Origin of the sequence: Faecalibacillus intestinalis (genome assembly GCF_015097455.1) — a bacterium.
Taxonomy (GTDB): Bacteria; Bacillota_I; Bacilli_A; order Erysipelotrichales; family Coprobacillaceae; genus Faecalibacillus; species Faecalibacillus intestinalis.
In genome coordinates this window covers 1,896,081-1,921,540 of the sequence record NZ_AP024085.1, presented here as the reverse complement: position 1 = coordinate 1,921,540, position 25,460 = coordinate 1,896,081, and the positions used below count along the sequence as shown (strand labels likewise).

At 28.4% G+C, this 25,460-nt stretch carries 27 protein-coding genes and 1 pseudogene; 24 read left to right on the top strand and 4 right to left on the bottom strand.

The annotated features are described in order from the left end of the window. Positions 1 to 131 precede the first annotated feature (131 nt). From Fi14EGH31_RS10380 to pyk, 16 genes and pseudogenes are all read left to right on the top strand, one after another. Positions 132 to 656, top strand: a complete 525-nt coding sequence (locus tag Fi14EGH31_RS10380; protein ID WP_200764783.1) for a hypothetical protein — start codon at positions 132 to 134, stop codon at positions 654 to 656. Positions 657 to 671: 15 nt separating this feature from the next. Next, positions 672 to 802 (top strand): annotated as a pseudogene (locus Fi14EGH31_RS10375) (transposase); the annotation flags it as partial. A 181-nt stretch (positions 803 to 983) separates the two neighbouring features. Then, a complete protein-coding gene (locus tag Fi14EGH31_RS10370; RefSeq protein WP_022002942.1) occupies positions 984 to 1,304 on the top strand; it encodes a PadR family transcriptional regulator in 321 nt (106 codons plus the stop codon). Next, positions 1,294 to 2,574 carry a DUF2812 domain-containing protein gene (locus Fi14EGH31_RS10365; RefSeq protein ID WP_200764782.1) on the top strand — a complete coding sequence of 427 codons (1,281 nt, stop codon included), beginning with the start codon at positions 1,294 to 1,296 and terminating at the stop codon, positions 2,572 to 2,574. Before Fi14EGH31_RS10370 ends, Fi14EGH31_RS10365 begins: the two co-directional genes overlap by 11 nt. A gap of 96 nt (positions 2,575 to 2,670) precedes the next feature. Continuing rightward, positions 2,671 to 3,942 carry a hemolysin family protein gene (locus Fi14EGH31_RS10360; RefSeq protein ID WP_230311039.1) on the top strand — a complete coding sequence of 424 codons (1,272 nt, stop codon included), beginning with the start codon at positions 2,671 to 2,673 and terminating at the stop codon, positions 3,940 to 3,942. 28 nt (positions 3,943 to 3,970) lie between these two features. Further along, positions 3,971 to 5,278: a TRAM domain-containing protein gene (locus Fi14EGH31_RS10355; protein WP_107028890.1), complete on the top strand. Its 1,308-nt coding sequence runs from the start codon at positions 3,971 to 3,973 to the stop codon at positions 5,276 to 5,278. Between the two features lie 15 nt (positions 5,279 to 5,293). After that, positions 5,294 to 5,539, top strand: a complete 246-nt coding sequence (locus tag Fi14EGH31_RS10350; protein WP_022002938.1) for a TIGR03905 family TSCPD domain-containing protein — start codon at positions 5,294 to 5,296, stop codon at positions 5,537 to 5,539. A 43-nt stretch (positions 5,540 to 5,582) separates the two neighbouring features. After that, positions 5,583 to 5,888: a hypothetical protein gene (locus Fi14EGH31_RS10345; protein WP_022002937.1), complete on the top strand. Its 306-nt coding sequence runs from the start codon at positions 5,583 to 5,585 to the stop codon at positions 5,886 to 5,888. A gap of 53 nt (positions 5,889 to 5,941) precedes the next feature. Continuing rightward, entirely contained in the window at positions 5,942 to 9,007 is a 3,066-nt protein-coding gene (gene dnaE / locus Fi14EGH31_RS10340; protein ID WP_200764781.1) for a DNA polymerase III subunit alpha, read from the top strand. Between the two features lies 1 nt (position 9,008). Then, positions 9,009 to 11,621, top strand: coding sequence for a DNA polymerase I (polA, locus tag Fi14EGH31_RS10335; RefSeq protein WP_117825215.1), 2,613 nt, complete (start codon positions 9,009 to 9,011; stop codon positions 11,619 to 11,621). An 8-nt stretch (positions 11,622 to 11,629) separates the two neighbouring features. Continuing rightward, positions 11,630 to 12,439: a DNA-formamidopyrimidine glycosylase gene (gene mutM / locus Fi14EGH31_RS10330; protein ID WP_117346633.1), complete on the top strand. Its 810-nt coding sequence runs from the start codon at positions 11,630 to 11,632 to the stop codon at positions 12,437 to 12,439. Next, on the top strand, positions 12,436 to 13,032 hold the full coding sequence (coaE, locus tag Fi14EGH31_RS10325) for a dephospho-CoA kinase (RefSeq protein ID WP_117347849.1): 597 nt from the start codon (positions 12,436 to 12,438) through the stop codon (positions 13,030 to 13,032). The genes mutM and coaE overlap by 4 nt, the downstream gene beginning before the upstream one ends. Beyond that, entirely contained in the window at positions 13,010 to 14,263 is a 1,254-nt protein-coding gene (locus Fi14EGH31_RS10320) for a DnaD domain protein (RefSeq protein WP_117787153.1), read from the top strand. The genes coaE and Fi14EGH31_RS10320 overlap by 23 nt, the downstream gene beginning before the upstream one ends. A gap of 11 nt (positions 14,264 to 14,274) precedes the next feature. Continuing rightward, positions 14,275 to 15,162, top strand: coding sequence for an ATP-binding protein (locus Fi14EGH31_RS10315; RefSeq protein WP_117480214.1), 888 nt, complete (start codon positions 14,275 to 14,277; stop codon positions 15,160 to 15,162). A gap of 98 nt (positions 15,163 to 15,260) precedes the next feature. Beyond that, the gene (gene pfkA, locus Fi14EGH31_RS10310; protein WP_022002930.1) at positions 15,261 to 16,220 is read left to right on the top strand and encodes a 6-phosphofructokinase; all 960 of its coding nucleotides are present in this window, start codon (positions 15,261 to 15,263) and stop codon (positions 16,218 to 16,220) included. Positions 16,221 to 16,259: 39 nt separating this feature from the next. After that, on the top strand, positions 16,260 to 17,693 hold the full coding sequence (gene pyk / locus Fi14EGH31_RS10305) for a pyruvate kinase (protein ID WP_022002929.1): 1,434 nt from the start codon (positions 16,260 to 16,262) through the stop codon (positions 17,691 to 17,693). Between the two features lie 49 nt (positions 17,694 to 17,742). Here the strand turns inward: pyk and Fi14EGH31_RS10300 are convergent, their stop codons facing one another. Next, complete coding sequence (locus tag Fi14EGH31_RS10300) at positions 17,743 to 18,366, bottom strand: LexA family protein (protein WP_022002928.1); 624 nt, start codon at positions 18,364 to 18,366, stop codon at positions 17,743 to 17,745. Positions 18,367 to 18,744: 378 nt separating this feature from the next. On the opposite strand from Fi14EGH31_RS10300, the gene Fi14EGH31_RS10295 reads away from it, so the two are divergent. Further along, positions 18,745 to 19,608 carry a DegV family protein gene (locus Fi14EGH31_RS10295; protein ID WP_022002926.1) on the top strand — a complete coding sequence of 288 codons (864 nt, stop codon included), beginning with the start codon at positions 18,745 to 18,747 and terminating at the stop codon, positions 19,606 to 19,608. A gap of 33 nt (positions 19,609 to 19,641) precedes the next feature. On the opposite strand, the gene Fi14EGH31_RS10290 is transcribed toward Fi14EGH31_RS10295, so the two are convergent. Further along, the gene (locus tag Fi14EGH31_RS10290) at positions 19,642 to 20,235 is read right to left on the bottom strand and encodes a cytidylate kinase-like family protein (protein WP_022002925.1); all 594 of its coding nucleotides are present in this window, start codon (positions 20,233 to 20,235) and stop codon (positions 19,642 to 19,644) included. A 102-nt stretch (positions 20,236 to 20,337) separates the two neighbouring features. Between Fi14EGH31_RS10290 and Fi14EGH31_RS10285 the strand changes: the two genes are divergently transcribed. Then, on the top strand, positions 20,338 to 21,627 hold the full coding sequence (locus tag Fi14EGH31_RS10285; protein ID WP_200764780.1) for an alpha-amylase family glycosyl hydrolase: 1,290 nt from the start codon (positions 20,338 to 20,340) through the stop codon (positions 21,625 to 21,627). A 22-nt stretch (positions 21,628 to 21,649) separates the two neighbouring features. Here Fi14EGH31_RS10285 and def read toward each other — a convergent pair whose 3' ends face one another. Together def and Fi14EGH31_RS10275 are read right to left on the bottom strand one after the other, a co-directional pair. Next, complete coding sequence (gene def, locus Fi14EGH31_RS10280) at positions 21,650 to 22,219, bottom strand: peptide deformylase (protein ID WP_200764779.1); 570 nt, start codon at positions 22,217 to 22,219, stop codon at positions 21,650 to 21,652. 53 nt (positions 22,220 to 22,272) lie between these two features. Further along, a complete protein-coding gene (locus Fi14EGH31_RS10275) occupies positions 22,273 to 22,461 on the bottom strand; it encodes a hypothetical protein (RefSeq protein WP_022002922.1) in 189 nt (62 codons plus the stop codon). 124 nt (positions 22,462 to 22,585) lie between these two features. Here Fi14EGH31_RS10275 and Fi14EGH31_RS10270 point away from each other — a divergent pair, with 124 nt between their 5' ends. From Fi14EGH31_RS10270 to rsmD, 6 genes are read left to right on the top strand one after another with little or no spacing between them, the layout of a single operon-like run. Continuing rightward, a complete protein-coding gene (locus Fi14EGH31_RS10270) occupies positions 22,586 to 22,846 on the top strand; it encodes a UPF0223 family protein (protein ID WP_107028896.1) in 261 nt (86 codons plus the stop codon). After that, complete coding sequence (locus tag Fi14EGH31_RS10265; protein ID WP_022002920.1) at positions 22,846 to 24,072, top strand: FtsW/RodA/SpoVE family cell cycle protein; 1,227 nt, start codon at positions 22,846 to 22,848, stop codon at positions 24,070 to 24,072. Before Fi14EGH31_RS10270 ends, Fi14EGH31_RS10265 begins: the two co-directional genes overlap by 1 nt. Before the next feature lie 29 nt (positions 24,073 to 24,101). After that, positions 24,102 to 24,389 (top strand): spore coat protein YlbD, encoded by a 288-nt coding sequence (gene ylbD, locus Fi14EGH31_RS10260; RefSeq protein ID WP_022002919.1) that lies wholly within the window; start codon positions 24,102 to 24,104, stop codon positions 24,387 to 24,389. Beyond that, positions 24,389 to 24,568, top strand: a complete 180-nt coding sequence (locus tag Fi14EGH31_RS10255; RefSeq protein WP_022002918.1) for a YlbE-like family protein — start codon at positions 24,389 to 24,391, stop codon at positions 24,566 to 24,568. Before ylbD ends, Fi14EGH31_RS10255 begins: the two co-directional genes overlap by 1 nt. Then, complete coding sequence (locus Fi14EGH31_RS10250; RefSeq protein ID WP_022002917.1) at positions 24,565 to 24,912, top strand: YlbF family regulator; 348 nt, start codon at positions 24,565 to 24,567, stop codon at positions 24,910 to 24,912. Before Fi14EGH31_RS10255 ends, Fi14EGH31_RS10250 begins: the two co-directional genes overlap by 4 nt. After that, a complete protein-coding gene (rsmD, locus tag Fi14EGH31_RS10245; protein WP_200764778.1) occupies positions 24,909 to 25,457 on the top strand; it encodes a 16S rRNA (guanine(966)-N(2))-methyltransferase RsmD in 549 nt (182 codons plus the stop codon). The genes Fi14EGH31_RS10250 and rsmD overlap by 4 nt, the downstream gene beginning before the upstream one ends. The last annotated feature ends 3 nt before the right edge of the window (positions 25,458 to 25,460 follow it).

The following is a 25,460-nucleotide window of genomic DNA, read 5'->3' as shown; positions in this document are numbered from 1 at the left end:
GATTTGTAGATTCATATGATGATATGGGATATAATTTAAATATAAAATAACAAGTGTAAAGGAATTTAGGTGATAGTAATGAATTATGATAAATTTCCAGAAATAAATATAAGTGGATATAAAAATGAAGCTTGTACAGGCAAAACAGAAATAAAAAATATTTAGAAAATCTAGGACAAGAAGAAAATTATTGTTTAACTGTAGATTGTTATCCTGGCGTCGATGACGAAATCTTTGATTTAATTAAAGAAATTTATAAACCTGATTTCGTGATTAAAAGTGAAGATGTATTTTATGAAAAAGATGAGCTTAATAAAATGATGAAGCCTTTTTTAACAGAAAATCGTGTAAGAGGAGTCATATATTATGGAAAGATGGATGATTTTATTGATGATATAAAATTGGCTCAATATCAATCACTTGCTAGTCATAAAGGTAGGGTTTTGATTTATGGTGTTGGAGCGAGTTACATTCATAAAGGTGATACTTTGATTTATTGTGATCTTGCTCGTTGGAAAATTCAATTGAGATATCGAAAATGGATGCCTAATTTTAAACAAGATAATGATGATGAAGATGTTTTAAAGAAGATAAAGAGAGGTTTCTTTATTGAACAAAAACAGGAGCGCAATCCCCTTCCTCTAAGCGAAGCGTAGGGAGGGGTCTAGCTCCACGATAAAGACCATGTTCATGTACTGTTCAGAGGACAGCCTAATAGTGAGATTTCTAAATTTATCAATGCTTATAAATCAGCAAGCAGTAGACTTATAAAAAAGAATATCCAGAAATCAAGAAACATTTATTGTTCCTGCAAATGTTAAAGAATATACAATTAGACCTTTAAATGATGAAACAATAAAAGTTATTAAAGCATATGTTAGAAATTAAGCGGGCAAAAGTCCGCTTTTATATTGCTTTTATTATCGAATATCGATATAATGGGATTGAAATATTTATCGATATTCGATAAAAGAGGTGAGAAAATGGCGAGAAAAGAATTTGAAACATTAACTCCACAAATGTTTTATATTTTACTTTCATTATATGAGCCCATATGTGGTTTAGAAATTATGGAAAAAGTAAATGAAATGACGGAAGGTGATGTTAGAGTTGGTGCTGGAACACTTTATGCGTTGTTGCCACGTTTTGAAAATATAGGATATATTCAATTATTAAAAGAAGAAAATAAAAGAAAAATATACATAATTACTCAAAAAGGAAAAGAAAGACTTGAATTAGAAAAGGAAAGGATGCAAAAACAAATTATTTTGTTTATGAAAAAGGATTATGAAGATGAAATATAAGTATACATTTTTAAAAAATAGATTGTTTTATGATGAAATATTAATTCCTTATCTAGATAGAATGTCTAAAAAAGGATGGAATCTTGTATCAGTTAATTCATTTTTTAAGTTTGAAAAATCCTCACAAGTTTATAAATATCAAGTCGATTATAATCCATTAACGGATGACTATTTAGAAACTTTAGACCATTTAGGATATGAACATGTTTGTTGTATGCAAGATATGCATATTTATCGAAATGTTAATTTAGATGCGGAAGATTTATCAAGTGATGAAGATGTTTTATGTGAGGTAAAATTAAAAATGTTTAAACCATGGGCAATTGCTATGTGCATTCTTGCGGCTATGATCTTTTATGGTTTTACAAGTTTCTTTTCTTGGTTGTATCGTTTTTCTTGGGGTTCGATATTTTTAAATTTAAATGTTTGTTTCATTTTTTTTCTTATTTATGTAGGCTGTTTTTTATGGCTATTTGCAGCATTGTTTATTTATTTAAAGAGACGTGCTTTAAAGAAAAGAACGTATTCTTATCAAAAGTTTAAATATTTAGATGGTTTTGTTCGCATTGTTATAGATATTTTAGCTATTTTGATGATTGGAATGTTATTTGTTTTAAAAATGAATAACTTAAGTTCACTTTTAAGCTTTTTGGGTTATTTTATATTAATTACATTATTTGCGACAATTATTAATACAAAAATTCCTTTAATTAAAAATCCAATCAAAAAGAAAATAGCAGTGATTGTTTCTGTTGCTGTTTTTGTAGGTGTTTACTTTTTGTATAATGAAATTGATTTTTCAAAATTAGATAAACAAGAAACGACGATCACTTTGCCAAAAAATAAAAGGATAGATGAAAATAATTCAAATCTACTTGTTGATACGACAACTTTTATTCAAAAAATAGGTAAAGATAAAGATGATGGAGAAGCAATTTATTCTTTTGAAGGTTATTATCAATGTTTAAATACTTTTGTTTCAAAAAATATTTTTAAAGAATTGGTTCTTGAACGTGAAAGACAAACAAGAATGCCAAGTGATAAAGAGATTGACCAAATCGTTGAAGAAAAAGGTTCATGGCGTAGTGATGAAATTGGATATAATACATATCAAAATGTTTTAAAGAAATTTAAAAAAAGAAAATCAATGTATTTTGACCAAGTTGTTGAAATTGACCATTATCAATTAGGAATCAAAGGTAAAAAAGTGTTAGTTGTATATGATGAAGATATTGATGATTTTTATCATCATTACATAAACTTTATATAAAAATAATGGAATATTGACAAATTTTTGTAATTATACTATTATAATTTTCAATAATAGAATCAAAGGAGAAATGTAAAAGTGGATTCTGCCCAGATAATGAATATCATATCATTAATCATTTTATTAATTTTATCATCGTTGTTTTCTTGTAGTGAAACAGCTTTTTTATCGGTAAGTAAAATTAAAATACGTACACTTGCTGAAGAAGGAAATAAAAAAGCAAAATTAGTAGAGTCTTTATTAGATAATCAAGATCGTTTATTAAGTGCTATTTTAGTAGGAAACAACCTAGTAAATATCGGTGCTTCGTCACTTACAACAGCAACGATTATGGCTATTTTTGGAGATGGTGCACAAACAGTTGCAATCGCAACAGGTGTTGTAACATTGTGTATTTTGATTTTTGGTGAAATCACACCTAAATCTCTTGCTACTCAAAACGCTGATAAATTAGTTTTTGCTTTAGCACCATTTATTCGTTTTGTTTGTATAATTACTAAACCAGTTGTTTTTGTGTTGAATATTATTACAGGATTTATTATTAAACTTTTAGGTGGTAATCAAGAACATGGCCCTAGTTTAACTGAAGAAGAATTGAAAACAATTGTAACAGTTGGACATGAAGAAGGTGTTCTAGAAAAAGAAGAAAAAGAAATGATACATAATGTTTTTGAATTTGGTGAAACTGAAATCAAAGAGATTATGACACCACGTATTCATGTTGAAAGTTTACCGGATGATTGTACATATGATGAATTAATGAATGTTTATCATGATGCACAGTATTCTAGATATCCTATTCATGATGAGTCTTTTGATGAAATTATAGGTGTTTTAAATATGAAAGATTTGTTGTTTATCGATATTGATAAAGAACATTTTGATGTTAAAAAGTATATGAGAGAGACTTTTGTGGTCTATGAATTCAATCAAGTCAATGATGTTTTTGCTTCAATGAGAAAGGAACATGCAACACTTGCTATTGTATTAGATGAATATGGTGTTATGAGTGGAATTGTTACTTTTGAGGATATTGTTGAAGAAATCGTTGGTGAAATTGATGATGAATATGATGATACAAGTGATGATATTGTTAAAATCAATGATCATGAGTATTTAGTAGATGGTAGTTTAAATTTAAATGAGGTCAATGATGAAATTGATACTCATTTTGAATCGGAAGATTTTGAATCAATCGGTGGTCTTGTTTTAGGAGAGTTTAGTGGTGTTCCTAAAATAAAAGATAAAATTGAATTTCCAGGAGTTACAATTATTATCGAAAAGATGCATAAGAATCGAATTGAACTTCTTAGATTAATAATACATGAAATGAAAGAAGAGGAAGAAGGAGAGGAAAAACATCAATAAGATGCTTTTCCTTTTTTAAGGAGGCTATATGAAAACAACAGTTGAAATTAAAAAAATGGGAATCAATGGAGAAGGTATTGGTTACATTAATCGTAAAATTGTCTTTATTAAAGGGGCATTATTAAATGAAGAAGTAGAAATTGATGCCAAACAATACAATAATAAAAATTATTATTTTGGTGATTTAATTAGAGTCATTAAACCTTCACCAATGCGTGTTAAAAATCCATGTCGTGCGAATAAAGAATGTATGGGGTGTAATTTATTACATTATGCTTACCCAGCACAATTAAAACATAAAAAAGATTTAATTAAAGAATCTTTAAAGAAGTATACAGAATTAGATCGTTCACAAATTAAGATTGATCAAATTATTGGGATGAATCAAAAAAATGGTTTCCTTACACAAGCTAATTTACCAATTGTAGATTTTAAAGGAAAAGTTACTTTTGGGATTTATCAAAGAGAAACAAAATATTTAACAGTGATGACAGGGTGTATGAAACAACATCCATTAATTAATCAAACATTATTACAATTGGAAGAAGTTTTTAATAATCATCAATGCAAAACATATAATGATAAATTTAGAACAGGTTTAAGATTTATTAAATTACGTGTTTTCCAAGATAAAGTACAAGTCATCATTATTACAGGGAAAGACGGTTTAAAAGATGAAGTGGTAAGTGATATTAAAAAATTAAAACAAGTCAATGGTTTATTTATGTCAATTAATACTTCTAAATATCAAGATTTTGAAAGTCAAGGTTATAAGAAGATTTTTGGAAATACGAAAGAAGAATTTATTTGTGATGGTAAAAAATATATTATGTCTGTTAAAACAACTTTACCAGATCATTTAGAATCTTTTGAAATTAGAAATAAGATTGTTAAAACAATGGTCAAAGGAAGTAAAAAGATTATTTCTATTAATTGTGAAAATGGTATTTTAGAAATGAATTTAGATCAAGAAGTTGTTGCTATTGATGAAAAGAAAGATAATATTGAAAGTGCTACTTATAATGCTAAATTATTAGGAAAAGAAAATATTAAATTTGTTTATGGTCAACCAATTAAAAAAATGGTTACTTTTGCAAAAAAGAAAGTGTATGATACAGTGATTATTCAAGGAGTCAATGGGATTTCTAATGAATTAAAGGATACTTTAAGACTTGGAAAAGTACAAACAGTCATTTATATGAATTCTTCAACATCTATGCTTGCAAAAGATTTGCAAGAATTATCAAAATATTATAAAGTAGAAGAGATCAAAGCAGTAGATAGTCATATGTATCAATCATATGTGACATCAATTGCTAAACTTACAAAAAAATAGGAAGAAGGAATAAAAATGGAATACGATTATACACCAAGAGGTGTCTGTTCAAGAAATATCCATGTAGAAGTTGAAGATGGGATTGTTAAAAATGTTATCTTTACAGGTGGATGTTCAGGAAATACTCAAGGAGTTGCTGCACTAGCAAAGGGTATGAAAGTTGATGAAGTTATTGAACGTTTAAAAGACATCAAATGTGGAGCAAAACCAACAAGTTGTCCAGCACAGCTTGCAAAAAGTTTACAAGAGCATGCTAAATAAGTGCTCTTTTTTTGTTTCTTTCATAAAATAAAATGGTGGTGTTATGTTAATTAGAATCAAAAAAATGCAGTTTCTAGTAGGGATTTGTTTGATTTTGCAAATTATTTTGTCTTCGTTATTTTTACCTTTTCATTTTATAGCGATGTTTTTATCTATTGTCATTATCATTTGGCAAAGAAGATTTTGTGTTTTACAGATTCGTTATCATTACTATACAGTTATTTTATATATCTATAGGTTGTTTGTTATGCTTGTTTTAACGTATTCTTTTTTTGAAATGCTGTATTTATTTTTAACTTTATATGTTGGTTTGATTTTAATTTTATTATCTTTGAAAACATTTTTGTAATTCTTTTAATCAAGGATGATTTAGCGTATAATATGGAAAAAGGTGGTGGCAACATGATTGGTGAATTGAATATCTATAGTTGTTATAGTTTTCAAAATAGTACGATTTTGATTCAAGATTTATGTAAAAGAGCGAAAGAATTGCATATGGAAGCATTGGCTTTAACAGATATCAATAATATGTATGGTGCGATTGAATTTTCTAATGCTTGTCATCATTATGACATCAAGCCTATTTTTGGAATGCAAGGGGATGTACTTATTGATCAAGAAGTTTATCCTTTTTTATTCTATGCAAAAGATCAAATTGGTTATCATGATTTAATGAAAATATGTAGTGATATTAATTTAAGTGAACATAAAGCGATTGAATTAGAAAGATTATTTTTATATCGTGAACATCTTTTTATTCTTTCTGGATGTAAAGAAGGAATTGTTGAAAGGCTTGTTTTAAAAGAGTTAGAATCTGAGGCTTTAAAATATATTGCATTGTTTAAAAAGATGTTTAAAGATAATTATTATATTTGTATTCAAGATCATCATTTAAAAATGCAATCATTTTTAAATGAACGTTTAAAAGCACTTGCCACTTTACAAGAAGTGAAGGTTTGTGCTTCGAATGAAGTACGTTATTTATATCCACAAGATGCTATAGCGGTTGATTTAATGCAAGCAAGTATCCATGGCGAAAAAATTGATCGAAATTATAAAGTACAAACAAATCAGATGTATTTAAAAGATGCTTATGAGATGTCTTTATTGTTTGATCGCGAAATTATAGAAAATACAAATGATTTGTTAAGAAGATGCAATGTCACTATCGAAACCAATCAAATGCATTTACCACACTATCCTTTACCTGAAAATGTGACGAGCCAAAATTATTTACAGCAACTTTGTATTGTTGGTTTAAAGAAAAGATTTAAAGGAAAAGAAGTTCCTAGAACTTATATAGAACGTTTAAAAAAAGAATTAAAAGTCATTGCTAAAATGGGCTTCAATGATTATTTTTTGATTGTTTTTGATTATGTAAGATTTGCGAAAACACATGATATTCAAGTCGGTCCAGGAAGAGGAAGTGCTGCTGGAAGTTTAGTGAGTTATGTTTTAGGAATCACGAATATTGATCCTTTAAAATATGATTTATTATTTGAACGTTTTTTAAATGAAGAGCGTGTTTCAATGCCTGATATTGATATTGATTTTCAAGATGATAAAAGAGATGAAGTTGTTAAATATGTTACAGAAAAGTATGGACAAGAACATGTTGGACAAATTGTTACTTTTGCTACCTATGGGCCTAAGGTTGCTTTAAGAGATTTAGGAAAAGTCGTTTCAGTTCCTTTACCTAAATTAGAAATGATGTCAAAGTATATTCCAACACAAGGAAAAAATCGAAAAACAGTAAAAGAAGTTTATGAATCTTCCTATGCTTTTGCAAGTATGGTCAATCAAGAAGAAATGTTACGAAAGATTTTACCAGCAATCTATCTTATAGAACGTTTACCACGTAATATTTCAATGCATGCTGCAGGGGTCGTTTTATCAGGAGATTGTTTAAATGAAGTGGTTCCTCTAACAAAAGGTCCTAATCAAAATGTATTGACACAGTATTCTAAAAATTATATTGAAAGTGTTGGTTTATTAAAAATGGATTTTTTAGGATTGAAGAATTTAACTGTAATTTCTGATATTTTAAAAAATATTGAAAAGTATGAAGGTGTTCATTTAAATTTAAATACGATTCCTTTAAATGATGAAAAAACATTTAAGATGTTATCAAATGGAGATACGTTAGGTGTTTTTCAATTAGAATCACCAGGGATGAAGAATTTATTTAGAAAATTAAAGCCAAGCAGTATTGAAGATATTGGAGCTGCCAATGCTTTATATAGACCAGGACCTATGTCACAAATTCCTCATTATATTGCTCGAAAATTTCATCAAGAAAAAGTGGAATACCCACATGATGATTTAAAAGATATTTTAAAATCAACGTATGGTATTATTATTTATCAAGAACAATTAATGCAAGTAGCACAAAAAATTGCTGGTTTTTCACTTGCTAAAGCAGATATATTAAGACAAGCAACTTCTAAAAAGACACTTGGGTTGATGGAATCAATGAAAGAGGAATTTATAAGTGGTGCTTTAAAAAATGGTTATGAAAAAAATCAGGCAGAATATATCTTTGGATTAATTGAAAAGTTTGCAGATTATGGCTTTAATAAAGCTCATGCAATTGCCTATGGTTTAATTGGTTATCAACTTGCGTATTTAAAAGCTAATTATCCCTTATCTTTTTATGGAGCAATTCTTTCTAATGAACAAAATAGTGATGTTCATAAAATGGAATATATTGCAGAAGCTAAAAAATATCAAATTAGAATTTTACCGCCATCCATTAATTATTCTGAACATTATTTTAAACAAGTAGAAGGTGATTTACGTTTTTCTTTATTAGCTATTAAAAATGTAGGACAGGCAGGTTATCTAGCAATTGTTGAAGAAAGACAAAAGAATGGCTTGTTTAAAAATATTTTTGATTTTGTTTCGCGAATGGAAGGAAAGAAAATCACGAGTTTAATGTTAGAAAGTTTAATTGATGCGGGTACTTTTGATGAATTTGGACTTAATCGTGCGACTTTAAAAGCTAATTTAGAAAAGATTACAGAGTATGCACATTTAAAAAATATGATTGGTATTGATGAACCACCTATTTTAGAAATTATTAAAGAAAATAAAATGGTGCGTTTAGAATTAGAAAAGAAAGCGTTAGGTGTGTATTTAACACAACATCCTTTGGCTTATATGAAACAAAAAATCAATCAACCAATTCTTGCAGTCGCAAATTTAAATGAGTATGTCTCAAAAAATGTGAGAGTATTATTATCTTTATTTAGGGTCAAAGTGATCGTTGATAAAAAAGGAAATGAAATGTGTTTTATTGAAGGATTTGATGAAACAGGAAATGTTGAGGGAGTCGTTTTTTCTTCAACGTATCAAAGATATAAGACATTATTAGAAAAAAATAAGATTGTATGTATTGAAGGAAAGATGAATTATCGAGATAAGCTTTCTTTAGTGGTACAAAATGTTAAAGAAGTAAATGAGGTATAAAATGGAAAAATTAGTTGTAATAGATGGGAATTTTTGGTTATTTAGTTGTTATTATGCAACAGCTGCTATGGGAAATTTAATGGTCAATAAAGATGGTGTACCAACCAATGCAGTTTATGGTTTTGCTAATAGATTAGAAAGTTTATTGAAACAAAATCCTGAGTATATTGTGGTTGCTTTTGATGCAAAAGGGAAGACTTTTAGAAGTGAGCTATTGGAAGAATATAAAGGGACAAGAAAGCCAACACCGGATGAACTTGTTTGTCAGTTTTCAATGGTTAGAGAATATTTAGAAGCTCATCATATTCCTTATATTGAAAAAGAAGGATATGAAGGTGATGATATTATTGGAACGATTTCTAAAAAAGCGTCAAATCAAGGCATGGAAGTAGCTGTTTATACAAATGATAAAGATATGATGCAGTTGATTGATTCAAATGTTAAACAATACAAAAAGCCTCAAAAGACCAATGATTATGAAGTTATTACAGTTGAAAGTTTTAAAGAAAAATATAATTTAGAACCTGATCAAATGAGAGATCTTTTAGGTCTTATGGGAGACAGTGCTGATAATATTCCAGGAATTCCAGGAATTGGTGAAAAAACGGCTTTGAAGTTATTAAATCAATATGGGACAATAGAAAATCTAAAGGAACATATGGATGAATTAAAAGGTAAAATGGGTGAGAAAGTTAGAACGAATATTGAATTGGGCCTTTTATCTAAAAAGATTGCCACAATTATAACAGATGCACCTGTTGAATTAGATTTAGATGCTTGGAAATATGAAGGACAAGAATATAATGATGATCTTGCGGAGTTTTACAGACGTTATGATATGAACTCTTTACTTAAAAGAATGTCTCTTTCTACAGAAACAAAGCAAAGTAAACCTTTAGAATATAAAATTGTTGAAACTTTACCAAATATTAAAAAGAATACAGCTTTAATTGCAGGAGTCTATGATACGAATTATCATAAATCGGCTATTTTGGGATTTGGTCTTTATAATAAAGATGAAGCCTATTATATTTCTTTAGAAAATGCTATGCATGATGAAAACTTTAAGGCTTTCTTAAAAGATGAAAAGATTGAAAAATATGGTTATGATATAAAAAAATGTATCAATGCTTGTCGTTGGCATGGATTAGAAGTTAAAGGGTATACTTTTGATTTACAGCTTGCTTCTTATATTTTAAATCCTTCTTTAAAAGATGAAATTAAAATCGTTTGTGATTATTATCAATATTTTGATTTACAATTTGATGAGGAAGTTTTTGGAAAAGGTGCTAAAAAACATGTTCCTGAAGAAGATGTCTTATCGAAACATTATGTTTTACAAGCTAAAGCAATTTATGAATTAAAAAATGAAGCAGAACAAAGATTGAAAAAAGATCAACAATTTGATTTATACAAAAATGTTGAAATGCCTGTAGCGTATATTTTAGCGGATATGGAATTTCAAGGAGCTAAAATGGATAAAGATGTTTTAAAACAATTAGGAGATACTTTTAAAGGACAAATTGATCAATTAGAAAAAGAAATTTATTTATTGGCACATAAAGAATTTAATATTTCATCTCCTAAACAATTAGGAGAAGTTCTTTTTGAGGATTTAGGATTACCTAATGGTAAGAAAACAAAAACAGGTTATTCCACATCAGTAGATGTTTTAAATAAATTAAAAAATGTTCATCCAATTATTGATAAAGTTCTAAATTATCGTACATTAAGTAAACTTTATTCAACTTATATTATTGGGTTACAAGAACAAATCTTTATTGATGGAAAGACACATACTATTTATAATCAAGCTTTAACTCAAACAGGACGTTTATCATCAACAGATCCTAACTTACAAAATATACCAGTCAAAACAGAAGAAGGAAAACTTATTAGAAAAGCGTTTGTTCCTGAATATGATTATTTAATATCTTTTGATTATTCGCAAATTGAATTACGTGTACTTGCTCATCTAGCCAATGTCACAAGTTTAATAGATGCCTTTAATCATGATAAAGATATTCATCGTCATACCGCAAGTGTTGTTTTTGGTGTAAGTGAAGAAGAGGTTACATCAACAATGAGACGAAATGCAAAAGCTGTTAACTTTGGAATTATTTATGGAATGTCTGATTATGGTTTGGCTGAACAATTAGGTGTCACTGTTAAAGAAGCTAAATCATTTATTGAAAAATATTTTGAAAAATATGCTGAGATTAAAGACTATATGAATAAAAGCATTGCTTTTGGAAAAGAAAATGGTTATGTTTCAACCGTCTTAAATAGAAAAAGATATATTCCAGAAATCAATGAAAAGAATTATATGAGACAAGAATTTGGAAAAAGATTAGCGATGAATTCTCCAATTCAAGGATCAGCCGCTGATATTATCAAGCTTGCAATGATCAAAGTGGATCAATTATTAAAAGAAAATCATATGAAATCAAAAATGATTTTACAAGTACACGATGAGTTGATTTTTGATGTTTATCAAGATGAATTGGATAAAATGATGAAACTTGTAAAAGAAGGAATGGAAAGTGCTTATCAAATGAAAGTGGAATTAAAAGCGGAAGGAACTTACGCTAAAAATTGGTATGAGTTAAAGTAGGTGAAAAAATGCCAGAATTACCAGAAGTTGAAACGGTTCGACGAACATTAGAAAATTTTATTTTAAATAAAAAAATTGAAGATATAAAAATTTTATATCCTAAAATCATTGATGATGATCAAGAAGAATTTGTACAAACTTTAAAAAATAAGACTTTTACAGAGATTGATCGTGTAGGGAAATATTTGATTTTTAAATTGGAGGATGTTGCCTTTATTTCTCATCTTAGAATGGAAGGAAAGTATCAAATATGTAAAAAAGGGGATATACTTTCTAAACATGACCATGTTATCTTTGTATTAGATGAGGGTATGGAGTTAAGATATAATGATGTTAGAAAGTTTGGAAGAATGAAGTTGGTGGATCATGATGATTATAAAAATCAACTGCCTTTAAGCAAATTAGGCCCTGAACCTTTTGAAATAGATTACTTAGAGCTTTATCAAAAGCTTAAAAAGAAAAATAAAGCGATTAAAACAGTTCTTCTAGATCAAAGTATTATGACAGGGATAGGAAATATTTATGCAAATGAAATTTGTTATCAAATGCATTTAAATCCTTATACTAAAGCCAATGTTTTAAGTAAAAAGAGAGTTAAAGAATTAGTGGATGTTGCTTGTGAGATTTTAAATAAGGCTATTTTACAAGGTGGAACGACAATTCATTCTTTTAGTGCTAATGGAATTGATGGTTTGTTTCAAGTGCAATTAAAAGTGCATATGCAAAAGCATTGTCCATTAGGACATGAGATAAAAAAAGTAATGATTAATGAAAGAGGAACATATTATTGTCCAATATGTCAAAAGGCAAAACGATGAAAGTATACGGAATAACAGGAAGTATTGCATGTGGGAAATCGACAGTCACACATTATTTAATAGAAAGAGGTTATCTTGTTGTTGACGCGGATTTGATTTCAAGAAATGCTCTAACAATTGATCAAGAATGTATTTTGAAGGTTCAAGAGTTATTTGGATGTGTTAAAGATGGAATTGTTGATCGAAAGGCATTAGGAAGAATTGTTTTTCATGATAAAAATGCTAAAAAACAGTTAGAGGCTATTATACATCCTTATGTGATTTTAAAAATGAAGGAAGAAATTGAAAAAAATAAAGAGAGAGATTGTATCTTTTTAGATATTCCTTTATTATATGAGTCTCATTTAGAATATTTGTGTGATGAAATTATTGTTGTTTATTTAGATGAACAAAGACAAGTTCAAAGATTGATGGCAAGAGATCATATTGATGAAAGTTATGCTTATACAATTATCAATAACCAAATTTCTTCTTTAAAGAAAAGAGAAATGGCCGATATTGTTTTTGATAACAATCAAGGGATAGAAGAGTTATATAAACAAATTGATGAATTTATAGAAAGGATCAGTCATGAAGAAATTATTAACGAGTGATGTTTATCAAGTAAGAAGTAGTTATATGCTTGATTTAACTGGTTATAAAACAGTTTTACAACTTTATCAACCATTGATTGGGATGGAAGCTACTGCTCTTTATCTAACACTCAATAGTGAATTGGATCAAATGACGCTTACAAAAAGTCCTTCTTTGATTTCTAGATTATGTAAATTATCAGGATTTTCATTAAATTCTTTACAGGAATCTTTTGATAAGTTAGAAGCTGTAGGACTTGTATGTTCATATGTTAAACAAACGAATGATAATCGTTATCTTTTTGATTTGAAAATGCCGTTATCACCTCAAGAATTTATTAATCATCAAATTCTTGATCGTTTATTGAAAGATAGATTGAAAGATGAATATGAAAAAACAATAGCGATTTTTCAAACGTATAATGTTAATTTAAATGATTATCAAGAAATGACAGCATCGTTTACAGATGTTTTTGAAATTCATCATCATGAAAAAAATATATTAAAAGAAAAAAAATATAAACAAAAAATACAAAATTCTATTGAAAATAGTTACGATCTAACGTTGTTTTATCAAGGCATTGAAAATTTACAATTATCTAAGAAAATGTTTGATCAAGAAGATGAAAAAATAATTCAACAATTAGGAATTTTATATCATATCAATGCTTTAGATATGCAAAATCTTGTCAAACAATCAATGATTGAAAATCATTTAAATAGTCGGTTATTGGCTCAAAACTGCCGAAACTATTATGATTTAAAAATGCCGGAAAAATTTACAGAGGTATTTCATAAGCAATCCCCTTTGCTTCAAAGTGAAAAACAGGGAGAATCTTCTTTACAAAAACATATTTATTATTTAGAAAATATTTCACCTTATGATTTATTAAAAGATAAAACGGGTGGTAAAGAACCATTAAAAAGAGATCTTCAAGTTGTCGAATCTGTTTTAACAACGTTACAATTAGAGCCAGGAGTTGTCAATGTTTTAATAGAAACAACACTTCAAAAGTGTAATCAATCATTACCTAAAAATTTTATAGAAGCTTTAGGAAGTCAATGGAAAAGAAAAAAAATAAAAACGGTTCAAGAAGCGATAGAAGAAGGAAAAGCTTATTTGAAATATCAAAATCAACAACATCATGACTGGGATGATTTTACAAAAGATATTCAAATTGTTTCTCAAGAAAAATCAACAGCAGATAATATTGATGAAGATGCTCTTGCAATGTTAGAAAAATATGACTAGGAGGAGAAAAAATGCAAAGTTTACAAGATTTACATTTATTTGATGATGATCAAAATTTTCAAAAACAAAAAGAAGAAAGTATCAATGAACTTATAAAGGATCCGTACATAATGAAAGTTTTATCTGATGGACAAGTAGGACGAGATTTTATAGAAGAAAATTGGGTTGAATTTTTAGATTTTCAAGAAGATATGCAAAAATGTAAAGATTGTAGGGGGCTTTATCAATGTCATAAAGTTTCTAAAGGAATGAAGCAAGCGGTTCATGTTGAAAATCATCATTTAAAAACAATACTTGTCCCTTGTAAGTATGGAAAAGAAATATTAGAAAAGCAAAATATTTTAAGTCATATTACTGTTTCGAATGTGAGTGATGATTTATTATTATCTGATTTAAAATCAATTAAAGATATTATGAACAAAGAACTTGCAAGTACAATTGATCATTTTTTATCGAATACGTCAAAAAAAGGTTTATTTATTTGTGGGCCATCTGGTTGTGGAAAATCAACATTAGCTGGTTTTTTAACAAGATCACTTGCTAAACAAGGGTATCATTTAGGATATGTGCATTTTCCTACATATTTAATCGATTTAAAGAATTCTTTTAGTGAATTTGGAAATGATAATAATATAGAGGAACTTCGTAATGTAGATTATTTAGTGATTGATGATCTAGGTGGAGAAAATGTAACAGGCTGGTCAAGAGATGAAGTTTTAGCAGCTGTATTGACATATCGTAATCAAAATAAAAAGATAACGCTATTTACCAGTCAATACACCCAAGATGATTTAATTAAAATCTATACTTTGAAAAAAGATGCGCGTGAAAAAATAAAAGTAGAGCGCTTACTTAACACAATATTTACAATGAGTATGCCAATTATGATAAAACAATAAGATTTAGCATAATAAATGTGTAAAAATTCTTGTAGAAAAGTCATGATTTGTGCTAAAATCACTATGTATGAAATGTTATGAAATAGGGAGTGAACATTATGGTTAAATGTATAGGAGTTTTAACTTCTGGAGGAGATGCTCCAGGAATGAACGCTGCTGTAAGAGCAGTAGCGCGTACATGCTTAAATAAAGGAATTGAAGTATATGGTGTAAAACTTGGTTATAAAGGATTACACGATGGAGAATTTATTAAGTTTGATCGTCATAGTACTCGTAACATCATTAATATTGGTGGTACTATGTTAAAATCAGCAAGATTCCCTGAATTCAAAGATCCTGAAGTAAGAAAAGAAGCAATTGAAAAAATGAAAGAAGTAGGAATGGAAGCTTTAGTTGTTATCGGTGGTGACGGAAGTTACAATGGTGCATTAAAGTTAACTGAAATGGGTATCAACTGTATCGGTATTCCAGGAACAATTGATAATGATATTCCTGATACTGATCATACAATTGGATTTGATACTGCATTAAATACAATTGTTGATGCATTAGACAAATTAAGAGATACATCAAGTTCTCATCAAAGATGTACTATTCTTGAAGTTATGGGACGTAGATGTGGAGATTTAGCTATCAATGCTGGTATCGCTGATGGTGCTGAAATGGTAATCACTAGTGAAATTGGTTTTGATGAAAATAAAGTGATTGAAGTATTAAAAGCTTCAAAAGCATCTGATAAAAAACATGCAATCGTGGTTATTACAGAACATATTACAGATGTACATGAATTAGCTAAAAAAGTTGAAGCTGCAACTGGTTTTGAAACTCGTGCAAACGTTTTAGGACATATGCAACGTGGTGGTAGACCATCAGCAAGAGATAGAGTTCTTGCTTCAAGAATGGGTGTTTATGCCGTTGAATTACTTGAAGCTGGAAAAGGTGGTTTATGTGTAAGTGAAGTAAATGGTCAAATCAAAGGATTACCAATTACTGAAGTATTAGGACATAAACGTGAAACTGATTTTAGTATTTACGAAGATGCTATTAAACTTCGTTAATATAAACTTAAATGAAAATATGATTGTGAGGATATTAGGATGGTATTAGAAAAAGAAAGAAAAAAGAAAACACGTATTGTGTGTACAATTGGGCCAGCTTCTGAAGACAAAAAAGTCTTAACTAAATTAGTTCAAGCTGGTATGAACGTAATGAGATTAAACTTCTCTCATGGTGATTTCGAAGAACATGGGGGAAGAATTAAAACTTTAAGAGAAATCAACAAAGAATTAAACAAAAACGTAGCTATCTTATTAGATACTAAAGGACCTGAAATTAGAACTGGTGATTTCGTTGGTGGAAAAACTGAATTCAAAAAAGGTCAAGTTTCTACTATCTGTGTAGAAGATATTGAAGGAACAAGTGAAAGATTTACAATCACTTATAAAGATTTATATAAAGATGTTAAACCAGGTGGTTTCATCTTAGTAAACGATGGTCAAGTAGAATTATTAGTTGATCATGTTGATGGTACTGATATCGTATGTATCTGTGCTAACGATGGTGTTGTTAAAAACAAACGTGGAATCAACGTTCCAGGAATCAAATTAGGATTCGATTACTTATCAGAAAAAGATATCGGAGATTTAACTTTTGGTTGTCAACAAGGTGTTGATTTCATCGCTGCATCTTTCGTAAGACGTCCACAAGATGTTTTAGATGTTAAAAAATTATTAATTGAAAACGGTCGTCCTGAAATTCAAATCATCGCTAAAATTGAAAACAGCGAAGGTGTTGAAAACATGGATGATATCTTAAAAGTTGCTGATGGTATCATGGTTGCTCGTGGTGACTTAGGTGTAGAAATTCCTGCTGAAGATGTACCATTAATTCAAAAAGAATTAATCAATAAATGTCGTGCTGCAGGTAAAATCGTTATCACTGCTACTCAAATGTTAGATAGTATGCAAGAAAACCCAAGACCAACACGTGCTGAAGTATCTGACGTTGCTAACGCAATCTATGATGGTACTGATGCAATCATGTTATCTGGTGAATCTGCTCAAGGTAAATATCCAGTAGAAGCTGTTGAAACTATGACTAAAATTGCTTTAAAAACTGAAGGAACTTTAGATTATGCTTCATTACAAAGAAAAGCAATCAGAACTGCTCCATTAGATCAAAGTGAAGCTATCTGTATGTCAGTTGCTGAAATCGCATCTAAATTCAACGTTGCTGCAATCGTTGCATTCACTGATTCAGGATTTACAGCTAGAAAAATGTCTAGATATCGTACTAAATCTATGATTATTGCTGCTACTCCAAATGAACAAACTACAAGAGCATTAGCTATCAACTGGGGTGTTAAATCAGTATTATGTAAACAAATGGATACAAGAGCTGCTATGATTGAATATGCTCAAGTTATCGCTAAAGAAAACTTAGTTGAACCAGGTGAACAAATCATTGTTACTGCTGGTACACCAGGTGTTGCTGGAACTACTTCTTATTTAGAATTAATTACAGTAAAATAATTAAAATTAATAAAAAAAGCTCCGTTTCATTTGAAACGGAGTTTTAATTTTAGTTTCTTTTAGAAATAACAAGGGCAAGTTTTCCAATGATTTTAAATTCATGATAATTATATTCATTAATAATAATTGGAGAATATTTATCATTTGCAGGTTGTAAAATAATACAGTTTTGTTTAGAATCATTAAAATATTTTTTACATGTTGCAATATTATCTTCAATGCCAAAACATCCCACATCACCATTATTAAGTTGCTGTGTCTTTTCAAAAATAATAAGATCCCCAGATTGAATATTTTCATCAATCATACTATCTCCATCAGCATATTGACAAAAGTAATCCTTTCGAGAACTTAATAGAGATTCAGGTAAAGAAATATATTCTTCAATATTGTCTTCAACAAAAATACCATCTCCACAACAAACATCACTATATAAGGGAATATCTATATTATGACTATGTCCATGATAGGCTGGCTCATCAATACCTAATAAATAATTAGGAGTAACATTAAATATTTCTGCAAGTCGGGAAAGTGTTTCCTTTTTTAAATTAGGAACACGTCCGTTTTCATATTTAGCAATTGCTGATTTTTGAACACCGAGCATTTCTCCTAGTTGTTGTTGTGTCAAACCCTTTTCTTTTCTTAATTTTTTAATACGTTCACCTGTCATCTTATCACTCCTTGTGTCTTAATATTACCATATTATAGACTATGTAGTAAACAAAATATCTAAAAAAGACACAAAAGTATTGACGAAACTTAGTGACGGAGTTATATTATAAGTGTCTTAAAAAGATACAATAACAAAAATAAATTTTAAAAGTTGAAATTAAAGAAACAAAAGGAGGAACTATTATGGAAAAATTATCAAATAAGGGATTAGTTACAATCATTTTAGGTGCATTAATGATGGGATCGGTAGTAGTTCAATGTGTTTCGCGTATCATTGATGCGATACTTATTTTTTAAAAAATCTTGCTTTTTATATGCAAATAGTTATAATAAGTTCCATTAGTATGAAGTTCAAAGTAACTTTAAGGAGATACAAATGGAAAAAATTGCAATTATAACAGACTCATGTAGTGATATAAAAAAAGAATATAGAGAGTTATATGATATACATGTTTTACCAATACAAATTCAATATGATGGAAAGAGTTATAGAGATGGTGTAGATATTACTTCTAATGATATTTATGCGATTCAAGATGAAAAAGTAATTAAAACTTCTTCACCAGTTGGAGAAGATTTGTTTAATTTGTTAGATCAACTAAAAGATAAAGGATATACTCATGTTATAGGTTTATTTTTATCTAGTGGTATATCTGGGACAGGTAATCAAATGAGGTTATTTTGTCAAACTTATGAGAAATTAAAATGTTATATTGTTGATAGTCAAAGTGCATCAGTGGGATTAGGAGTTATTGCTGTTAGTCTTGCTAAATATAGAGAAGAAGGAAAATCTTTTGATGAATTAATTGAAATTGCAGATTTTTTGTGCTATCAAAATTATGCTTATTTTTCAATAGATGATTTAAATTATTTACAAAAAGGTGGACGCATTGGCAAGGCTTCGGCATTTTTAGGAACAACACTAAAGATTAAACCAATTCTTTCTTTTGAAAAAGAAAATGGAGAAATTTATGTTCCAGCTAAAGTGAGAGGTTCAAAGAAAGTGAAATCAAAATTGATAGATTTAATAGAAAGTCATCTTGAAGAAAATCCACATCAAAAATTTGCATTGGCTATTGCAGATGCTAATAATTTGGAAGAAAGAAATATTTTGGAAGGAATGTTAAAAGAAAGGTTTCCTCAATTTACATATATAATCGATGGTCATGTTGGTGCTGCTTTATCTTGTTATCTTGGTTCAGGACTTTTAGGAGTAGCAATTCAATTTTTACCAGAATAAAAAATATTCAGGGTGTCCTGAATATTTTTTATATTATTTCCATAATTTTCCGTTTTGATAAACTTTAACAATTAATTGAGCGATTTCATCAATTCCCATATCACTATTAATACATAAATCATAGTCTTTCATATTTGCCCAAGTATTTGTTGTGTAATAATTATAATAACTCTTTCTTTGTTTATCTCTTTTTTGAACATATTTTTTAGTATTTTCATGTTCTTCTTTATAATCTTTTTCAACACGTTCAATTCTAGATTCTAAAGGAGCATACACAAATATTCTTAAAACATGAGGATAGTCTTCTAAAATATAGTTTGCACATCCATTAACAATAATACAATCTTCTTTTTCAGCAAGATGTTTAATGATTTTGGCTTGTGTAGCATAAACTTGGTCATTAATTGGTAAAATAAGAGGACCATTATTAAGTGAATAAGCAAAACTTGATGATTTTTCTTGAGATGCTTTACGAATTGTATCAATATCAATACCTAATTGGCGCGCTGTTTCATCAATAAGTTCATTATCATAGAAAGCAATATTTAAGGCTTCAGCTACTTTTTTAGCAATCAATCTTCCTCCAGAACCATATTCTCTTGTAATAGTAATAATTTTTTGAGTCATAATAAGAACCTCCTTATATATAGTATATTATATCATATTTTTTAAATAACTCTAACTAAATAGTGTATAATAATAGATAGATGTATAAGGAGGTTTTTTATAATGTGGTTTAATGAAAGTGTATTTTATCAAATTTATACTCTTAATTTTTGTGGGGCTCCTCGTGATAATGATGGAATTGTGGAACACCGTATTTTAAGATTGAATGATTTTATGGATTATTTTGAAGATTTAGGGATAAATGCTATTTATTTTAATCCTGTATTTTCAAGTGATCATCATGGTTATGATACAAGAGATTATTGTAAAATTGATGAACGTTTAGGAACAAATGAAGATTTTATTGAAATTTGTAAAAATTTACATGATAGAGGGATGCGTGTTGTTTTAGATGGTGTTTTTAATCATGTAGGAAGAGGCTTCTTTGCTTTTCAAGATGTTTTAAATAATAGAGAAAATAGTCAATATAAAGATTGGTTTAGAATTGATTTTAACGGCAATTCACCTTATGATGATGGTTTTTATTATGAGGGATGGGAAGGACATTATGAATTAGTTAAATTAAATTTAGATTATCCAGATGTTCAAAATTATTTATTAAGTGCTGTTGATTATTGGATTGATGCCTTTGATATTGATGGTATTCGTTTAGATGTTGCCTATAGTTTACCAAGATGGTTTATGGCAATGTTAAAAGATCATTGTAGACAAAAAAAGGCGGATTTTTTCTTGTTAGGTGAAGTTTTAGGTGATAATGCAGGATATATGTTTAGTGAAGCACATTTAGATAGTATTACTGATTATTCTGGTTTTAAAGGACTTTGGTCTTCATTTAATTCATTAAATATGTTTGAAATGGCTCATACAATAAAACGTAATTATGGAGAAATGTATAGAGGACAAACATTATTTAGTTTTGTTGATAATCATGATGTAGAAAGAATAGCATCTAAATTAACAGATTTAGAAAAATTACCACTTATTTATGGTATGTTATTTTCTTTACCAGGAATACCATGTATCTATTATGGAAGTGAATGGGGACAAACCGGAAAGAAAGAACAGGAAAGTGATGATTCTTTAAGACCAGAGTTTACCAAACCAATGCCTAATGGTTTAACAAAATATATAAAAAAATTGATTTCTATTAGAAATCAATCATCTGCTTTACAAAAAGGTGAGTTTAAAGAATTGGTTTTAACAAATAAACAATTTGTTTTTGAAAGAAATGATCAACAAGAAAGAATTATTGTAGCATTAAATTTAGATGATCAAGAATTTACCATTTCTTTAAATGAAAATCTTATTTCTTTAATTGATCAACAAGAAATTGAAAATCAAGGACAAATAGTATTAAAACCCAAAACAATTCATTATTTTAAAGTAAAATAAAAGGTTCGAAAGAACCTTTTATTTATTCAATAACCATAGCATTTTCAATTGGTACTAATGGATATTCTTTATTAATATGATCATAATATAAAACACCATCAAAATGATCAAGTTCATGTTGTAAACAAATAGCTAAAAATCCTCGAGCAACAATTTTTACATCTTTGTTTGTAAGTACGTCAAATCCTTCAACAGTGATTTTAGCATGACGTGGAACATAACCTTTTACATCTTCAGGAACTGATAAACATGCTTCTCCAGTTTTTAAATAAGATTGTTTAGGTGTATAAGAAACAATCTTAGGATTCGCTAAAGCATAATCAGTAGATTTTGTTACATTTCCTTCTTCATCATAATCTAAAACATGGATGGCACACATTCTTTTTGGAATACCAAATTGAATAGCTGCAATACCTACTGCAGGTCTTAAATCATATTTTTCAGAAAGTTCTTCATCTTGGCTTGCAACTAAAAATTCATGCATTTTCATGAGTAAATCATGATTTTCTTTGGATAGAGGAAGTTCAACCTCTTTTGACACTGTTCTAATTAATTCGTTTGAATCATCTATAATATCTTTCATTAATAACATTTTTTTCACCTCATTCGTGGTTATTATAACATATTTTGAGGTGATTGAAATATCTAAGGTCTAATTCTTGAATTACCACAAATGATTAATAATAAGAAAACAACTAAAACAATTGCAAACCAACTACATCCTGTATTGTTGCAACCAAAGCCACCCATAATAGGTGTATAGCCGCATGTGTTACATCCACCACAGCCAAATGGATTATTGACATATCCATTGCAGTTATAATCACAGTTCATTGTTTATCCCTCCTTTACTATTACCATATTATGATTCCAAATAATTGTATGGGGGATTTATCATAAGTCATTTATTTTTATACTTTTTTAAGTTATAATATTTTACTGAAATGAGGTGTAAATGATGGACTATAATTATCCACTAGACTATACATGGTCAACAAAAGATATTATTGATGTTATGTCTTTATATAATGCAGTAGAAAAAGCATATGAAGAAGGAATAAGTAAAACAGATTTTTTAAATGCTTATAGAAAATTTAAAAATGTTGTTGGGACAAAGAGTGAAGAAAAGCAAATTGATAAAGAATTCCAAGATGTTTCTGGATATTCTATTTATAAAGTTTTTAAAGCAAGTCAAGAAAATGATTGGATCAAATTATAATGACAAAAAGAATAAAAGCTTTTTTTAGAAAAAAAGGGGCAGATAAGCCTATCTTTTTTGCAGTTTTTGTATTGATTTGTTTAGGAATTGTAATGATTGGTTCAGCATCAATTGGAGCGGTCTCTTCAAAAGGAACGGCATTTGCAATAAAAAATATGATTACACAATCTATTTATGTAGCAATAGGTGTTTTTATTATGATGGTTCTTACAAAGGGTTTTAAATTGAAAATGATTAATTACAGAAGTTCAATGGCTGTATATATTATGGGAATCATCTCAATGTGTGGTTGTGTTTTTTGGACGACCAAAGGCTCACATGCTTGGATTCATTTAGGTTCTTTTACAGTACAGCCAGCAGAATTTATGAAAATTGGTATGGTTCTTATTTTATCTTATATGCTTACAGAAACTGATTCAGCATTTGTAGTAAAAGGAAAATTTAGAACTGCTGAATTAAAAAGTAAATTTTATAAAGATAAATTTAACAAATGTGTTTTGTTCCCTTTAGCTCTTATGGTTTTTGCATTTGGAATAGGAGTTATTGTACAAAAGGATTTAGGAAGTTCTCTTATTCTAGCAGCAATTTGTTTTATTTGTTTTATGTCAACACCAAGAGATTATTATAAAAAATATAAAAAACTCGTTTGGATTGCTTTAGCTGTAGCGGTTATTATTTTAGGATTCTTAATCACAGCTGTTTTACAGGGATATCAATTACAACGTATTGATTCTTGGTTAAAACCATTAAAAATAGAAAATATTTATGATAGTTCATGGCAACTTGTCAATTCTTTGATTGCTTTTACAGATGGTGGTATTTTTGGACTTGGATTAGGAAATTCTATTCAAAAATATGATTATATTCCAGAGGCACATAATGATTTTATAGGGGCCATTATTTATGAAGAACTTGGTATTTTTGGGTTGGCTTTAATGATTATTCCAACAGCTATTATTATTTTTAGATTATTAAAATATGCAGATCAAATTCAAAATAATAAATCAAGAGTTATTTTGATAGGAATAGCTTCATATTTTATGTTACATTTATTTGTTAATTTAGGTGGCGTTTCAGGATTGATTCCAATGACAGGTGTTCCATTATTATTAGTATCATCTGGGGGATCTTCAACGATTGCTGCTTTAATAGCAATAGGTATTGCCCAAGCAATTATTTCCAAGTTCAACAAAGAACAACTAGAAAAAACAGACACACAATTATAAATGTTTCATATGATATATTAGGTGATTTGATGGATAATTTAAAAGAGTTTAAAGCTTTTTTAAAGACAATACCAAGTATTAAAGAAGATGTATTAAATCATCGCTATACTTGGCAAGAAATATATGAAATCTATACAATGTATGGAGAAGATGATCATTTTTTCAAACCGTATAAGGAACATCCAATAGAAAATATGAATGTTTTAGAAATTATCAAAAATGTCGATTTGGAAGCATTATCTTCTTCTTTGCAATCAATCGAAAAAGTTTTAGGAATTGTTTCTAATCTTTTAGATAAAAATAAAGAAGGTAAATAATGAAAGAAGATGTTTTAGATTATATACGTAAGCATCCTGTTTGGTATGTTACATTATGTCATTATCCAGAAAAATATGATGATTTATTAGATGAAATACATCAAAAAAAACAAAGTACAGTTTTAGAAAAGCTAGAAAGAATATCAATACTAATGAGTATGTTGGAGATGTTACAATGAATGAAACAATATATGATTTAATAGATGCTATCAAAGAAGATAAGCGCTATCTACAATTTAAAGAGCAATCTTTAAAATTATTAAATCAAGAAACAAAAGAATTATTAGATAATTATCAAAATCTTTTACAAGAATTAGATGATTTGAAAAAGTTTGAAAAATATATTGATTTGACACAGAAAAGACAAGAATTAAATGAAGTAAGAAAAAGAATGTCACAAAATGAAAACATTCAAAAATATTATCAAAGTTATTATAAAATCAATGAATTACTCGATGAAGTTACAAAAATTGTTTTTAAAGATATTAGTGATTCATTAGATACATCAGGGTATAAATTATGAGAGTGATTGCAGGAAAGTATAAAAAAAGACAATTAAAAGTTCCTAAGAGTCAATTAACAAGACCGACAACAGATAAAAATAAGGAAAACCTTTTTAATATGATTGGGCCATATTTTCAAGGAGGAACGGTATTAGATTTATTTGGAGGTAGTGGTGGACTTGGAATAGAAGCTATTTCTAGAGGATGTGATACACTTTATAGTGTGGATCATCAATACGAAGCTTTTAAAACAATTAAAGAAAATTTTTCTCTTTTAAAATTGGAAAATTGTTTTCCTTTGAAAATGGATTATAAAAAAGCTTTAAAATATTTGTATGAAAAAGGTATAAAGTTTGATTATGTTTTTTTAGATCCACCTTATGGAAAAGGTCTTGTTGATGATATTCTTCAATATTTAGTTGATCATCAAATGTTGAATCCACAAGCGTGTATTGTAGTAGAAGAATTAAAAGAAGTTGAGTTTAAAGAAATAGAAGGAATTGAGTTAAATAAAAGAAAAAAGTATGGAATTACAACTCTTAATATTTTTTATTATGAGGATTAAATC